The following is a 14531-nucleotide window of genomic DNA, read 5'->3' as shown; positions in this document are numbered from 1 at the left end:
GGTTAGATCGGATTCACTGGATCGGAGCAACGCCAGAGCTCGCTGTGGCGTCGTAAAGGCGTATCCACTGATTGGGGGCACATGAACATCAACCGCAGGTTCGCGCTGGGGCTGGGCTCGGTCGCGGCGGCGAGCGCCGTGCTCGGGTCGACGGCCGGGACGGCTCAGGCGCAGACCACCGAGGCGGAGTGGGACGCGTTGATCCCGACGACGGCCGACCAGGCCCGGCGCAAGATCGCGTGGAAGTACTCGGCGCTGACCTCCCGGGCGGGCGGCACGTGGTCGTCCTACATCGGCGTGGCCGACCCGGACGGCACCGTGAAGCCCGCCGTGGAGGCCGAGGCCGACCGCGTGGTCGAGGCGTACAGCGTGAACAAGATCGCGGTCGCGGTGGCCGTGCTGGACAAGGTCGACCGCGGTCTGATCACGCTGGACCAGCGGGTCGAGGTGACGCAGTCGATCGTCATCCAGGACACCGACGGGATCTTCGGGCTCGACGGCGCGTACCCGAGTTCGGTCACCGTGGGGCACGCGCTGGCGGCGTTGCTGACGGTGTCGGACAACACGGCGGTGCGGCTGTCCGGCCTGGTCGTGCCCGCGTTGGAGCTCAACGAGATCCTGCGCTCGAAGGGTTTCGTGCACACGCAGGTCGTGCCGGTGGCCAACCCGAACCGGTTCTTCCTGGGCACCACCACGCCTCGGGAGACGTTCACGCTGCTCCAGAAGCTCGCCGCGGGTCAGCTGCTGTCGCCCGCGTCGACCGCGCACCTGCTGAAGGTGCTGCGGTCGTTGACGTCGTTCACCGACGGGATCCGGCTCAACCTGTCGTCGGCGGAGCGGCTGAACGTGGCGACCAAGGCGGGCTGGTTCAACGACGGCCGCAACGAGGCGGGCATCGTCTTCGACGCGGCGGGCAAGCCGGTGATCACGTTCGCGCTGTTCGCGTCGGGCCAGTTCAGCGGCGACCAGGCGGCGAACGCGGACAACTACAGCGCCACCCACCCGGCGCTGCGCGCCCGCGCCTCCCTCGGCCGCACGCTGTACGACTCGGTGCTCCGCATCACCGCGAACACCCCGCGCACCTACCGCGCACAGCAGTACAAGCCGAGCAACGGCGGCTGATCGCGTCTCCGGCGCCCGCCCTCTTCCGGGGGCGGGCGCCGGAGATGCCGGTCGACCACACCGAACCGGGGGCTGATCCGTGATCGACGTGAAGACGTACCTGCACGACGACCTGCGCTGGATCCGCGAAGCGCTCCTCGCGAAGCTCGACGGCCTTTCCGAGTACGACGTCCGTCGTCCGCTGACACCGACCGGGACCAACCTGCTCGGCCTGGTCAAACACCTGTCGACCTCGGAGGCCAGGTACTTCGGCGAGGTCTTCGACCGCCCGTTCCCCGAACCGCTGCCCCGCTGGGACGACCAGGCCGAGCGCCGTGCCGACATGTGGGCCACCGAGCACGAGACCCGCACCGCCATCGTGGACCGCTACCGACGTGCGTGGGCACACGCCGATGCGACGATCGCCGCCCTCGACGCCGACTCCCCCGGCCACGTGCCGTGGTGGCCGCGTCCGAACGTGCTCCTGTTCAACGTCCTGGTGCACATGCTCACCGAGACGAGCCGGCACGCCGGGCACGCCGACATCCTGCGTGAGCAGATCGACGGCGCGGTGGGCACGGACGCCGACGGCATGGCCCTGCCGCAGGATGCCGCGTACTGGGAGGACCGCCGGGCGACGATCGAACGAGCCGCCAGGGCGGCCGACCCGCTCAGACCTTGACCTTCCGCCCGGCGAGGAAGCTCCGCCACTGCTTGGTGGTGAACGACAGCGTCGGCCCAGCCGGGTTCTTGGAGTCCCGCATGGCGAAGCCCTCACCCACCGGCGCCACCTCCACGCAGGATTGCCCCTCGTCGCTGTAGCTGCTCGTACGCCAAGCCGCGCCCGACAGATCCCCATGCTGCATGGTTGCCCGAACCTCCTTTGTCCCTAGCCGGCGGCGATCTCGGCGATCAACGCCACCGAGTCGTCAGGACTCTTCGCCACCGCTACCAGGTGATCGAAACGATCCCGGAAGCGCTTGACGTCGGCGTCCGACTCCAAGAATGTCTCACCTGCCTGGCTGTCGATGTAGATCAGGTCGGTGTCCATGGGGTCCTCGAAGTCCATGACGAGCATCTCGCCCGCCATCCCGGGGTGAGCGCCCGAGCCGAACGTGATGACCTGGATCGTGATGTTCTGGGCCTTGGCCGCATCGAGCAGGTGCTCAAGCTGGCGCCGCATGACGGCGGGGCCGCCGACCTCGCGGCGTAGCGCGGCCTCGTCGATGACCGCCCAGAACTCCAGCGGCTCCTCCTTGGTGAGGAGCGCCTGTCGCTCCAGTCGGGTGCGAACGCGGTCCTCCACCCACTCTTCGGTCATTTCGTGGACGATCCCGCGGATCACCGCACGTGCGTAGTCCTCGGTCTGGAGCAAGCCCGGGACAAACATCCCCGCGTAGTTGCGGACCCGCTGCGCCTCGGCTTCGAAGCTGATGTAGGTGGTGTAGCCCTCGCGGAGCGTCTCGTGCCACGGACGGATCCACCCCTCCCCCGCCGACTGCTTGTAGAGCGCCTTCAAGCGCATCTGCTCGTCCGTCGGCACTCCGTACAGCTTGAGGAGCATGTCGAAGGTCCGGTACTGGGGCCGGGACCGCGCCGTCTCGATGCGGTAGAGCGTGGTGGCGTGGAGCCCGGTCCGCTCTTCCACGTCCTCCCGGCGCAGACCGGTCCCGTCGCGAAGTCGTCTGAGCTGACCGGCCAACCTGCGCAGTCGGATGGTCGGCGTGCTCTTCTTCGCGGCCACGATGTCCGTCCTCCTCAGTGCTCCACCGCAATGCACGGCAATGCTGCACGGCAAATGCAAGGCACCTCTTTGCGTTTTTTGCAATCCATCCCGGATGTGTGGAGCCTTGCGGGCAGTCACGGTATCGGCGACGCAGCGTAACCACCACCGCCTGGACCGGTGGGGCGAGAGGAGCAACATGACCGAGCAGGAGTTCGCCACCTTGGTGCACGAGGTGGCGCACGAGGAAGCACCGAGGCTGTTCGCCATCGTGGAGGAGCACGGGCAGCAGGAAAGCGTTCGCGTGGCGGGTTACGGCGTCGCCTTCGAGGACCGGGCCGAGGTCAGCGCCGTGGAAGGCGGCTTCCGCCTCAGCTCGCAGAGCCCGGAGAACGCACGCGCCCTGTTCGAGCTCAGCTCGCGGTCGGCGGGCACGCGACGGGCCCACCTCGTGTGGCTCGACCGGTGACGAGCAGCAGCACCAGCCCGAACACCGTCAGCACGAACGCGATGGCGAACGCACTGCGGTACCCCAGGGCCTGCGCCAACCCCACCAGCGGCCCCGACACCATCGCACTCGCCGTCGTCGCGTTCGTGTACATCGTCGTCGCGTACCCGGGCCGGTCGGGGGCGAGGCCTTGGAAGTACGAGATGCCCACGCCCATCACCGCCGCGATGACGATCGCGTGCAACACCTGCGCGGCGGCCACCTGCCAGGTCGCGGTGGTCACCAGCAGCGCCGCGTAGTACACCAGCGCCACGACACCGCCGGTCAGCACGAGCAGCCCGTGGTCGACGCGCAGCGCCAGTGCGCCGAACCCCAGCATCAACGGGATCTCGACGGCGGCGCACAGGCCCATGATCAGCCCCGCGTCGGACGTCGTGCCGGACAGCACCTCGGTCACGTGCAGCGGCAGCACCAGGAAGCCCAGCATGTCCCCGCTGAGCAGCAACGCGAAAGCGACCGCCGCAGGCACGAGGGTCCGACGCGGTGCGGCGGTGCGTGACGGCGGCGGGGACGTGCCGCCCAACTCCGGCAGCACCACGACCGTCACCAGCGCCGCCACCAGGTACAGCCCCGCCGCCACGCCGAACAGGCCGGCGAACCCGCTGGTGTCGATCAGCACCGCACCGGCCGGCGGACCGACCACCCACGACACCGACATCACCGTGCGCAGCGCGCTGATCGCCAAGGGCGCCCTGGCCGCACCACCGCGCTCCATCGCCTGGCGCGCGTACGCGAAGGTCTGCGGCACCAGCGACGACGCGACCGCGGCCGACGTCAGCGACACGACGAGCAGCAGCCAGTAGTCACGTGTCACCGAGAACAGGCCGTAGGTCGCCGTCGCCGCCACCGCGCCCCACACGATCACCGTGCGCCGCACCGCCCGCGCGTCCGACAGCCGCCCGATCGCGGTGCCGGCCACCAGCGCCGCCACCGAGCCCGACAGCAGGAACGCGCCCACCGCCACCGGACCCGCCGCCACCTCCTTGATCAGGAACGCCGACAGGAAGGGCCCCGCCAACGCGTACCCCACGCCGGTCAACAGGCTCACCGCCAGCAGGGGGACGAACGGTCGTGGGCTCGCGAGGCGCACGGCTCGATCCTCGCGTGCCCGCCGGGTCGCGCACGGGAGCCGTTCGACGGAAAGCCGCTCGGCGGTCGGCGTCGGACGGCGTGGCGCGGGCACGCCGTCCGACGAGTCAGGCGACTACTTCGACGGCACCGTGGGCAAGGTCTGCGTCGGGCTCTCGTCCGGCGGCGGGTTCCGCGGGTCCGAGGGGTTCTTCTGGTCCGCGTTCGCCATGGCTGTTCCTCTCGTCGGTGATATGAGTGGTCGCAGGGCGGTCGGGGTGGGGGATGATCAGGACCGTGACGTCGTCACGGCTGCCGCGCTCTCGTGCTGCGGCGAGCAACGCGTCGGCGCACCGTTGCGGGTCGTCGCCGTGTTCGAGGAGCAGCCCTCGCAACTCCTCGCGGGGCAGCTTGAGACCGTCGGACGCGAGGACCAACAGCCGGGCTGTCGCCTCGAAGCCTTCGACGCCGTAGAGCGAGACGCGGCCCAGGCTGTGCCGCAACTTGTGGTCGTGGGCGGCGGCTTCCGCTTCGGGGGCTCCTTGGCTCCGCAGTTCCTCGCCGAGGGTGTGCGGGGTCGTGAAGCGGTGCAGGGTGCCGTCGTCCTTGAGGCCGTAGGCGGAGCTGTCGCCGGCGTAGGCGACGCGCCAGTGCCCGCCCACCCGCACCGAGGCCACGACGATCGCGCCGTTGGGCTGGACGTGGTCGGCCTCGTGGTCGGCATAGGGGGTCGCGGCCGCCACGACGCCGAGCACGGGTGTCTCGCGGGCGGCCATCCGCGCGGCGACGGAGGCGGCGACACCGGCGAACTCCGCGACCTCCGGTGTCGAACCGATCCCGTCCACCACCGCCGCCGCGAACGTGCCGCGGTACCAGTGCCAGGCATGGGCATCGGCGTTGAGCGGGCGGTTCGGGCCCCGGGAGGTCGCCACCCCCACCTGAACGCGCGCAGAGGTGTCAGCCGGCTCCGTCATGGTCGGATCATCTCGCGGTCGGCACTACTCGTGGGGTGCACCCGTATTACACAGCCGGGTGATTCCAACCCGGTGATTCCAACTCAGTGCGACGTATCCACCGCGCACCGTGACACTCCTTCAGGCAGGGGGTGATTCGATGTCCGACCTGCTGCACCTGCGCGCGCAACGGCCGGGGGCGCGTCCGCCGCTGCGCGAGTCCCACGAGATCCAGGGCAACGTGCTGGCCGCGTTCAACAAGGACCACCAGCTGTTCCGGTTCGTCCGCTTCACCGACGACGGGCTCGGCCGCACGTGGTTGGCCGCCATGCTCGGCCACCTCGCGACCACCGCCGACGTCGAGGACTTCAACGAGGTCTTCTCGCTCGGCCGCACGCTGTTCGGCGGCGACCCGGCCGGCCTCAAGGCCACCTGGGCGAACGTGTCCCTCACACCGGAGGGCCTGGTCGAGCTGAGCATCAACCCGGACGCCACGGCACAGGACCTCGAAGCCCACTTCCCGCACACCGCCGAACAAGCGGCGCGGGCCAACGGCGACACGGGCGACTCGTCGCCCGCCCACTGGCTGTTCGGACGCACGGACCAGCACGTGCACGCCGTGGTCACGGTCGCGTCCGACGACCCGGACCGCCTGGCCGTCGCCGCACGCGACCTCGACGTGCTCGACACCCTGCTCGGCGTCACCACCGTCCACGAGCAGCACGCCGCCACGCTGCCCGGTGAACGGCGCGGGCGCGAGCACTTCGGCTACAAGGACGGCATCTCGCAGCCCGGCGTGCGCGGCTTCCACCACGAGGACCCCGACCGTCCCGGGCACCGCTCCGGCCGGCCGGGAACGCTGCTGGTGAACGCGGGCGAGTTCGTCTTCGGCCACCCGACCGAGTCCGACCGGCCACCGGCCGCCGCGTGGCTGACCGACGGCTCGATCCAGGTCGTCCGCCGCCTCACCCAGGACGTCGACGGCTGGCTGGAAGCCGTCGAGGCCAGCGGGAGGGGCCCGGCGCTGATCGGCAGGCACCCCGACGGCCGCCCGCTGGCCGCCGCCCGGGGCAACGACTTCGACTACTCCGACGACCCGGCCGGCGCGACCACCCCATGCCCCGCGCACATCCGCAAGGCCAACCCGCGGTCGTTCACCCACCGGACGCCCCGGCAGCACCGGATCCTGCGCCGGGGCATCCCGTTCGGCCCGGCCCACAGCGGCTCAACCCACACCGGGTCCGCCGACGACAACGAGCGCGGCCTGGTGTTCGTGGCCCACTGCACGTCGCTGGAGGAGCAGTTCGAGCGGATCCAGCAGACGTGGGCGCGCAACCCGGACTTCGCACCGGGCGAGCGCGGCGCGCCCACCGGCGTCGACCCCGTCATCGGCGGCCGGTTCGTGCGGACCACCGGGGCGCTGTACGCGCTGGTGCCGTCGGTGAGCACGCTGCGACTGCTCGCCGCCGGCCGCGAACTGCCCCGTTAAGGGGTGACCGGGAGCCGGTCGTGGCCGCCGTCCACGACCGGCTCCCACCCCGTCGCGTGCCGGCGCACCAACTCCGCCGCGACGGCGTCGAACGGCCGCCCCCACACCTGTTCGTTGAACACCTCGACCTCCACGAACCCGTCGTACCCGGCGTCGGCGACGAGCGCGGTCAACCCGACCAGGTCGATGTGCCCGTCACCGGGCAGCCCGCGCCCCAGCAGCACGTCGGCGGGCAGCGGCGTCACCCAGTCGCACACCTGGTAGGAGTGGATGCGCGGACCGGCCCGCCGCACGTCGGCCGGCAACGCCGGGTCCCACCACACGTGCAGGGCGTCCACGACCACCCCGACCACCGACGCCGGGTACGGCGCGGCCAGTGCCAACGCCTGCCCCAACGTCGACACCACACCCCGGTCGGCGCAGAACATCGGGTGCATCGGCTCCAACGCCAACCGCACCCCCGCCGCCTCCGCGTACGGCGCCAGCACCTCCAACGCCGACGCGACGCGCCCCCGTGCCGCCACCAGGTCCCGGTCGGGCACCCCACCAGGCACCAGCACCAGGCACTCGGCGCCCAACGCCGCGGTCTCGTCGATCGCCCGCCGGTTGTCGTCCAACCGCTGGTCGAAACCGGTGAAGAACCCGCCCCGGCACAGCGACGACACCGCCAACCCGGCCGACGCCACCAGCGCCGCCGTCCGCTCCAGCCCGTGCTCGGCCACCGGGTCGCGCCACAGCCCGACCGCGCCGATCCCGTTGCGCACGCACACGTCGACCACCTCGGGCACGGACGCCCGCTTCACCGTGGCCTGGTTCAACGACAGCCTCACGTCAGCACGCCCTCACGTCAGCACGTCCAGCAGTCGTCCCCACCGCGCCGCCGCGAGGTCCGGGTCGGGCAGCAGCCCGGCCAGGTCCGCCAACCGCAACGCCTCCCCGAGGTGCACCACGTCCCGGGCCGACTGCAACCCGCCGACCATGCCGAACGCGTCCTGGAAACCGCCCAGCCACGCCAGGAACACCACACCGGTCTTGTAGTGGTACGTGGGCGCGCCGAACAGGTGCCGCGACAACGCCACCGTCGGCTCCAGCACCTCGTCGTACCGGGCGCGGTCACCCGCGTCCAACGCCCGCAGCGCGGTGGACGCGGCCGGCGCGATGGCGTCGAAGATCCCCAGCAGCGCGTCGCTGTGCCCGGCGGAGTCGCCCGCGATCAGCTCCGGGTAGTTGAAGTCGTCGCCGGTGTAGCACCGCACGCCCTCGGGCAACGCCCGCCGCAACCCCACCTCGTGCGCGGCGTCCAGCAGCGACACCTTCACCCCGTCCACCTTGTCCGGGTAGGACTTGACCAGGTCCAGGAAGTGCCCGGTCGCCTCGGGCACGTCCGGGGAACCCCAGTAGCCCGCCAGGGCCGGGTCGAACGCCGTGCCCAACCAGTGCAGGATCACCGGCTGGTCGACCTCCTCCAGCAGCGCCCCGTACACCTCCTGGTAGTCCTCGGGTCCGCGCGCCGCGGCGGCCAGCTTCCGGCTGCACATCAGGATCGGCTGCGCGCCCGCCTCCACCACGGCCGCCAGCTGCTCCCGGTACGCGGTCAGCGGGTCGGCCGTGTCGTGGTCCGTGCCGACGCCCGCCGCCAGCCGCCCGGACGCGATCGACGCGCTGCGCCGGATCAGCTCCAGCGCCGTGCCCCAGTCCAGGCCCATGCCGCGCTGCGCGGTGTCCATCGCCTCGGCCACGCCGAAACCGTGCTCCCACAACCGCACCCGGTAGGCCAGCGTGGCGTCCCAGTCCAGCACCGCGGGCGCGCCGGGAACGTTGCCGCCGAACGGGTCCGCCACGACGTGCGCCGCCGCGAACGCGACCCGCGACTCGAACGGCCCCGCCTGCCACGTCCTCGGCGCGCCCAGCCGGTGCCGCCGCAACGCGCCGTCCCGGCCGGGCAGCAGCACGGAGGTCATGCGGGCACCTCGATCCGCCGACCGGTGCGGGAGGACTCCAGGCCCAGCGCGGCCAGCCGCACCGTGCGCACGCCGGAGTGGAAGTCGTGCGCGTACGGCGCCCCGACGGCGACGTGCTTGAGGAACTCCTCCCACTGCACCAGGAACCCGTTGTCGAACACCTCGTTGTCCGGCACCTCCTGCCACAGCGACCGGAAGTCGATCGACTGCGGCACGTCCGGGTCCCACACCGGCTTGGGCGTGATCTCCCGCGACTGCACCTTGCAGTTGCGCAGCCCGGCCACCGCGCTGCCCAGCGTGCCGTCCACGTGGAACTCGACCAGCTCGTCGCGGTTCACCCGCGTCGTCCACGACGAGTTCACCTGCGCCACCACGCCACCGGTCAGCTCGAAGATCGCGTACGCCGCGTCGTCGGCCGTCGCCGGGTAGGGCTCGCCCTGCTCGTCCCACCTCGTCGGGATGTGCGTGACGGCGCGCGCGGTCACCGCCTCGACCGGGCCGAGCAGCCCTTCCAGCAGGTAGCTCCAGTGGCAGAACATGTCCACGACGATCCCGCCGCCGTCCTCGGCGCGGTAGTTCCACGACGGCCGCTGCGCGCTCTGCCAGTCGCCCTCGAACACCCAGTAGCCGAACTCGCCGCGCACCGACAGCACGCGGCCGAAGAACCCGCCGTCCAGCAGCCGCTTCAGCTTCCGGATGCCCGGCAGGTACAGCTTGTCGGCCACCACGCCGTGCCGCACGCCCGCCGCGTCGGCGTGCCGGGCCAGCCCCAGCACCTCCTCCGGCGTGGCCGCGACCGGCTTCTCGCTGTACACGTGCTTGCCCGCGTCGATCGCCGCGGTCAACGCGGACACGTGCGCCGACGTCACCTGCGCGTCGAAGTAGACCGACACGTCCGGGTCGCCGAGCGCCGCGTCGAGGTCGGTGGTCCAGCGCGGCAGGTCGTGCCGCTCGGCGATCTCCTTGAGCTTGGCGGGGTTGCGGCCGACCAGCAGCGGCTCGGGGACCAGCACGTCGTCACCGACCCGGACCCCGCCGCGCTCGCGGATGGCCAGGATCGACCGGACGAGGTGCTGCCGGTACCCCATCCGCCCCGTGACCCCGTTCAACGCGACGCCGATCGTGCGCACCGCCATGCGTACACCCCGCTCACAGTCCGTGGAAAGCGCTTTCCAACACGCTACGGTCGGCTCCTCGCGGACGTCAACCTCTCCGCGGGCTAGTCTCGGCCGATCAGAACGCTGAAGGAGGCGGCTTGACGTCGCGGCAGGTCACGCTGGCGGAAGTGGCGAAGCACGCGGGCGTGTCGCTCGCCACCGCGTCGCGCGTGCTCAACGGCAGCACCCGGCAGGTGAGCGAGGAGCTGCGCGAACGGGTGCTCGGCACCGCGCGCCGCCTCGGCTACCTGCCCAACGCCTCGGCGCAGGCGCTGGCGCGCAACTCCAGCGTGCTGGTCGGCCTGGTGGTGCACGACATCGCCGACCCGTACTTCTCCAGCATCGCCGCCGGTGTGACCAGGATCGCCGAGGACGCGGGCCTGGTCGTCGTGCTCGGCACCACCGGTCGCGACGCGCGCCGCGAGGTGGAGCTGGTCAACACGCTGCGCGCGCACCGGGCCCGGGCCGTGGTGATCGCGGGCAGCCGCACCACCGACCGGTCGGCGTCGCGGCAGCTGGCCGAGGAGATCACCGCGTTCACCGCGCAGGGCGGCCGGGTGGCGTGCGTCTCCCAGGCCAAGCTCGGCACGGACACCGTGGTGCCCGCGAACCGGTCCGGCGCCCGGGCGCTGGCCCGCCGGCTCGCCGCGCTCGGGCACCGCCGGTTCGCCGTCCTGGCCGGTCCGCCGGACCTGCTGGTGGCGCGCGACCGGCTGGCCGGGTTCAAGGCCGGCCTGGCCGACGCGGGCCTCGACCTGCCCGACGCGAACGTGATCGCCAGCGGCTTCACCCGCGACGGCGGGCACGCCGCGGTGGCCGACCTGATCGCCGCCCGCACCGGCGCGACCTGCGTGTTCGCCGTGAACGACGTGATGGCGCTCGGCGCGATGGCGGCGCTGCGCGACCACGGGCTGCGGGTGCCGCAGGACGTGTCGGTGGCCGGGTTCGACGACATCCCCACCCTGCGCGACCTGGTGCCGGCGCTGAGCACGGTGCGGCTGCCGCTGGAGGAGATGGGCGAGCGGGCGGCCCGGCTGGTGCTGGACGACGTGGCGGCCGGACCGCGCACGGTCCGGGTGGCCGGCGAGGTCGTGCTGCGGGCGAGCACGTCCGCCCCCGGCGGTATCGGCCTGCGCTGACCGGCGGTTACGCTCTATTCTGGACACCGTTCGACCACCCCTCACGAGGAGTGATCCCTTACCGTGCGCGACGCGCAGTCCCCGGGCTGCAGTACCGAGCCGGGTCCGATACCCGGCTGCCAGCCCCGCCAGTCCCAGTCCGACCCGTCCCCAAGCGGGCGGGTCCGATGACCGTCCTGCTCAGCGTGCTCGGCATCGCCGCCGTGGTGCTCCTCACCATCGGCACGTTCATCGCGGTCGCCGCCGAGTTCTCCCTGACCGCCCTGGAACGCAGCACCGTCGAGTCGCACGTCGCCCAGGTGGGTGACGCCAAGGCGCGGACGGTGGAGAAGGCCCACCGGTCCCTGTCGTTCCAGCTCTCCGGTTCCCAGCTGGCGATCACCATCACCACCCTGATCACCGGCTACATCGCCGAACCCACCATCGCCCGGCTGGTCTCCCCCGTGCTGACCGGCGTCGGCGTGCCCGCGACGGCGGCCGGCCCGATCGCGTTGACGTTCGCGTTGGCGCTGGCCACGGCGTTGTCGATGGTGTTCGGCGAGCTGGTGCCGAAGAACCTGGCCATCGCCAAGCCGCTGGAGACCGCACGTGCCGTCGCGGGTGTGCAGGCCAGGTTCTCCGCGGTGTTCCGCTGGCTGATCACCGCCCTGAACGGCACCGCGAACTGGCTGGTGCGCAGGCTCGGCGTGGAGCCCGCGGAGGAGCTGGCCTCGGCCCGCTCGCCGCAGGAGCTGGGCGCGTTGATCCGCTCCAGCGCCGAGCAGGGCACCCTCGACCCGGGCACGGCGACCCTGCTGGACCGGTCGCTGCGGTTCGGCGACCGCACGGCGGACGAGCTGATGACGCCGCGCGTGCGGGTCGAGTCGCTGCCGTCGGACGCGACCGTGCTGGACCTGGTGGCGAAGGCGCGGGAGACGGGCTTCTCCCGGTTCCCGGTCCACCACGGCGACCTGGACGAGGTGCGCGGGATCGTGCACGTCAAGCAGGCGTTCGGGGTGCCCCGGTCGCAGCGGGCGACCACGCCGGTGTCGGCGCTGACCAGGCCGGTGCAGACGGTGCCCGCGACGTTGGAGGGCGACGCGCTGCTGGACCGGCTGCGCGCCTCGGGGTTGCAGACGGCGCTGGTGGTGGACGAGTACGGCGGCACGGCGGGCCTGGTCACGCTGGAGGACCTGGTCGAGGAGATCGTCGGCGACGTGCGCGACGAGCACGACCGGCGGGAGACCTCGCCGGTGCGGCGGTTGGGCGGCGACGCGTGGCTGGTGTCCGGCCTGCTGCGCGACGACGAGGTCGTCGAGGCGACCGGGTTCCGGATGCCCGAGGGCGACTACGAGACCGTGGCCGGCCTGGTGCTGGCGCGGTTGGGCCGCATCCCGGACACCGGTGACGAGATCCGGGTGGACGACTGGCGGATCACCGTGGTGCAGATGGACCGGCACCGGGTGGCCGAGCTGCGGGTGGCCCGCGTCGACCCGGCGGCGACCGACTCGGCGGCGACCGATCCCTCCCCGCCCGACCCGTCCCCGCCCAAGCCCTCCCTGCCCGACCCGGCGGCGACCGATCCGTCCGTGCCCGACCGATCGGGGTTGTCGCGATGAGCGTCCTGGTGATCCTGTTGCTGTTGGCGGGCAACGCGTTCTTCGTCGGTGCCGAGTTCGCCATCATCACGGCCCGCCGCGACCGGTTGGAGGCGTTGGCCGAGCAGGGCAGCAGCCGGGCCCGCACGGTGATCAAGGCGGGCCGCGAGCTGCCGCTGCTGATCGCCGGCGCGCAGCTCGGCATCACGCTGTGCTCGCTGGGCCTGGGTGCGCTGGGCGAGCCCGCGGTGGCGGCCGTGCTGGAGGCGCCGTTCCACGGCGTCGGCATCCCGGACGCGGTGCGGCACGGTGTGGCGTTCGCGCTGGCGCTGATCATCGTGGTGGCGCTGCACACCGTGCTGGGCGAGATGGTGCCGAAGAACCTGGCCATCGCCGGTCCCGAGCGCACCGCGCTGCTGCTGGTGCCGGCGCACCTGTGGTTCTGCCGGCTGGTGGCGCCGCTGCTGCGCGGGTTCACCGTGGTGTCGACGGCGGTGCTCAAGCTGGTGGGCGTGACGCCGAGGGACGAGCTGGAGTCCGCCTACACCCGTGACGAGCTGGCCCTGCTGATCGGGCAGTCGCGGCAGGAGGGGCTGCTGGAGGACTCCGAGCACCGGCGGCTGGCGCAGACCCTGTCGTCGGCGGAACGGACCGTGGCCGACGTCCTGGTGCCGCTGGACCGCATCACGTCGGTGCCGGCGGGGCCGACCATGGAGGAGGTGGAGGCCGCCGTGTCGGCCACCGGCTTCTCCCGGTTCCCGGTGCGCGAGGACGACCGGTTGATCGGCTACCTGCACGTCAAGGACGTGCTGGACCTGGCGGACGCCGACCCGTCGACGCGGGTGCCGCCGGGCCGGGTGCGCCGCCTGCCGCGGGTGCCGGTGGACGCGAGCCTGGACGACGCGGTGGCGGCGCTGCGGCGCTCGCAGAGCCACCTGGCCCAGGCCGTGTCGGTCGAGGGCGTCGTGCGGGGCCTGGTGGCGTTGGAGGACCTGGTCGAGGAGTACGTCGGCACCGTCCGCGACGGCACGCACGTGCGCCGCGAGCTCTGAACGCCGACGGGGCGGGACCGGAGGATCCCGGTCCCGCCCCGCGTTCGGCCGCCCTGAGGGGCGCCGTGCTCAGCGCGTCACGACGCGGGCCGCACAGCGGGCAGGCTGAGCAGCTCCCGGTCCAGCTCCCGTGCCGCGGGCAGCTCCTCCAGCGGCGGCACGCTGACCAGCTCCAGGTCCTGGTCGGCAGCGCGGTCGAGGGCCGTCACGATCCACGCCTCGAAGTCGGTGTTGGCGGCCGTCGCGGCCCGCCGCCACCGGTCCACCGCGTCGCTGCCCGCGCTGACCCTCGGGATCACCGCGCGCCGCGACTTCGAGCCGGGGTCCCGGCTCTCCCGCAACGCCCGCCGCAGCGCCGTGCGCGACCAACCCTCGCGCTCGGCCCGGTCGAGCCACTCGTCCTGCTCGGCCGGCGGCAGCGCGGCCACCTCGGCGTGGTGCTGGAACGGCAGTCCCTGGCGGCGGCGCGACGGCTCGAACTTGCGCACGATCCACGCGTAGTTGCGCAGGGTCTGGTAGTCGAGCCCGACGGCCTCGACCGCCCGGCGGTACCGATCGGTGTACTTGTCCTGGCCGAAGACGAGCCAGTCGCCCAGGTACCACGCCGACGAGCTGGCGATGCGGGAGATCCGCTGCCCGGCCTGCTCCCAGGACTCGAACGTGACGTCCCGCGGGAACGCCAACCCCACCGGCGTGGTGAGGATCCGGCCTTCGACCGCGCCGACGGGACGACGGCGCGGCACTGCGTTCACCTTGTCCACTTGCTCCCCCTGATCCGCTTTGGTTCTCATTGCACCCAAGGG

Annotated in this window: 15 protein-coding genes; 7 read left to right on the top strand and 8 right to left on the bottom strand. The window is 72.3% G+C overall.

Going from position 1 to position 14531, the window contains the following annotated elements:
* The first annotated feature begins 81 nt into the window (after nucleotides 1-81).
* Nucleotides 82-1122: a serine hydrolase gene (locus ACYVLT_RS38940; RefSeq protein ID WP_461125173.1), complete on the top strand. Its 1041-nt coding sequence runs from the start codon at nucleotides 82-84 to the stop codon at nucleotides 1120-1122.
* Between the two features lie 79 nt (nucleotides 1123-1201).
* The gene (locus ACYVLT_RS38935) at nucleotides 1202-1783 is read left to right on the top strand and encodes a DinB family protein (RefSeq protein WP_461125172.1); all 582 of its coding nucleotides are present in this window, start codon (nucleotides 1202-1204) and stop codon (nucleotides 1781-1783) included.
* Here ACYVLT_RS38935 and ACYVLT_RS38930 read toward each other — a convergent pair.
* Nucleotides 1773-1967 carry a DUF397 domain-containing protein gene (locus tag ACYVLT_RS38930; RefSeq protein WP_461125171.1) on the bottom strand — a complete coding sequence of 65 codons (195 nt, stop codon included), beginning with the start codon at nucleotides 1965-1967 and terminating at the stop codon, nucleotides 1773-1775. The two genes, ACYVLT_RS38935 and ACYVLT_RS38930, sit on opposite strands and share 11 nt — an antisense overlap.
* A 23-nt stretch (nucleotides 1968-1990) precedes the next feature.
* The gene (locus tag ACYVLT_RS38925; protein ID WP_461125170.1) at nucleotides 1991-2845 is read right to left on the bottom strand and encodes a helix-turn-helix domain-containing protein; all 855 of its coding nucleotides are present in this window, start codon (nucleotides 2843-2845) and stop codon (nucleotides 1991-1993) included.
* 178 nt (nucleotides 2846-3023) lie between these two features.
* Here ACYVLT_RS38925 and ACYVLT_RS38920 point away from each other — a divergent pair, with 178 nt between their 5' ends.
* Nucleotides 3024-3293 carry a hypothetical protein gene (locus tag ACYVLT_RS38920; protein WP_461125169.1) on the top strand — a complete coding sequence of 90 codons (270 nt, stop codon included), beginning with the start codon at nucleotides 3024-3026 and terminating at the stop codon, nucleotides 3291-3293.
* On the opposite strand, the gene ACYVLT_RS38915 is transcribed toward ACYVLT_RS38920, so the two are convergent.
* Nucleotides 3238-4422, bottom strand: a complete 1185-nt coding sequence (locus ACYVLT_RS38915) for a sugar efflux transporter (protein ID WP_461125168.1) — start codon at nucleotides 4420-4422, stop codon at nucleotides 3238-3240. The two genes, ACYVLT_RS38920 and ACYVLT_RS38915, sit on opposite strands and share 56 nt — an antisense overlap.
* Nucleotides 4423-4528: 106 nt before the next feature.
* Entirely contained in the window at nucleotides 4529-5332 is an 804-nt protein-coding gene (locus ACYVLT_RS38910; RefSeq protein WP_461125167.1) for a PP2C family protein-serine/threonine phosphatase, read from the bottom strand.
* Between the two features lie 181 nt (nucleotides 5333-5513).
* Here ACYVLT_RS38910 and ACYVLT_RS38905 point away from each other — a divergent pair, with 181 nt between their 5' ends.
* A complete protein-coding gene (locus ACYVLT_RS38905; protein WP_461125166.1) occupies nucleotides 5514-6842 on the top strand; it encodes a Dyp-type peroxidase in 1329 nt (442 codons plus the stop codon).
* Here the strand turns inward: ACYVLT_RS38905 and ACYVLT_RS38900 are convergent.
* The 3 genes from ACYVLT_RS38900 to ACYVLT_RS38890 are packed head-to-tail and all read right to left on the bottom strand — an operon-like array spanning nucleotide 6839 to nucleotide 9939.
* Complete coding sequence (locus ACYVLT_RS38900; protein WP_461125165.1) at nucleotides 6839-7672, bottom strand: sugar phosphate isomerase/epimerase family protein; 834 nt, start codon at nucleotides 7670-7672, stop codon at nucleotides 6839-6841. The genes ACYVLT_RS38905 and ACYVLT_RS38900 overlap by 4 nt on opposite strands.
* 12 nt (nucleotides 7673-7684) lie before the next feature.
* Nucleotides 7685-8803 carry a dihydrodipicolinate synthase family protein gene (locus ACYVLT_RS38895; RefSeq protein WP_461125164.1) on the bottom strand — a complete coding sequence of 373 codons (1119 nt, stop codon included), beginning with the start codon at nucleotides 8801-8803 and terminating at the stop codon, nucleotides 7685-7687.
* Nucleotides 8800-9939, bottom strand: coding sequence for a Gfo/Idh/MocA family protein (locus ACYVLT_RS38890; protein ID WP_461125163.1), 1140 nt, complete (start codon nucleotides 9937-9939; stop codon nucleotides 8800-8802). Before ACYVLT_RS38890 ends, ACYVLT_RS38895 begins: the two co-directional genes overlap by 4 nt.
* 119 nt (nucleotides 9940-10058) lie before the next feature.
* On the opposite strand from ACYVLT_RS38890, the gene ACYVLT_RS38885 reads away from it, so the two are divergent.
* The 3 genes from ACYVLT_RS38885 to ACYVLT_RS38875 all read left to right on the top strand — a co-directional run bounded on the left by ACYVLT_RS38885 (nucleotide 10059) and on the right by ACYVLT_RS38875 (nucleotide 13728).
* Complete coding sequence (locus tag ACYVLT_RS38885) at nucleotides 10059-11099, top strand: LacI family DNA-binding transcriptional regulator (protein WP_461125162.1); 1041 nt, start codon at nucleotides 10059-10061, stop codon at nucleotides 11097-11099.
* A 167-nt stretch (nucleotides 11100-11266) separates the two neighbouring features.
* Nucleotides 11267-12697 carry a hemolysin family protein gene (locus ACYVLT_RS38880; RefSeq protein WP_461125161.1) on the top strand — a complete coding sequence of 477 codons (1431 nt, stop codon included), beginning with the start codon at nucleotides 11267-11269 and terminating at the stop codon, nucleotides 12695-12697.
* Nucleotides 12694-13728 (top strand): hemolysin family protein, encoded by a 1035-nt coding sequence (locus ACYVLT_RS38875; RefSeq protein WP_461125160.1) that lies wholly within the window; start codon nucleotides 12694-12696, stop codon nucleotides 13726-13728. Before ACYVLT_RS38880 ends, ACYVLT_RS38875 begins: the two co-directional genes overlap by 4 nt.
* Before the next feature lie 77 nt (nucleotides 13729-13805).
* Here ACYVLT_RS38875 and ACYVLT_RS38870 read toward each other — a convergent pair whose 3' ends face one another.
* Nucleotides 13806-14480 carry an LmbU family transcriptional regulator gene (locus ACYVLT_RS38870; RefSeq protein WP_461125159.1) on the bottom strand — a complete coding sequence of 225 codons (675 nt, stop codon included), beginning with the start codon at nucleotides 14478-14480 and terminating at the stop codon, nucleotides 13806-13808.
* Nucleotides 14481-14531: the final 51 nt, after the last annotated feature.

This window comes from Saccharothrix stipae (assembly GCF_054781895.1).
Note: the sequence above shows the minus strand (reverse complement) of the source record. Positions and strands in the feature narration are given on the sequence as shown.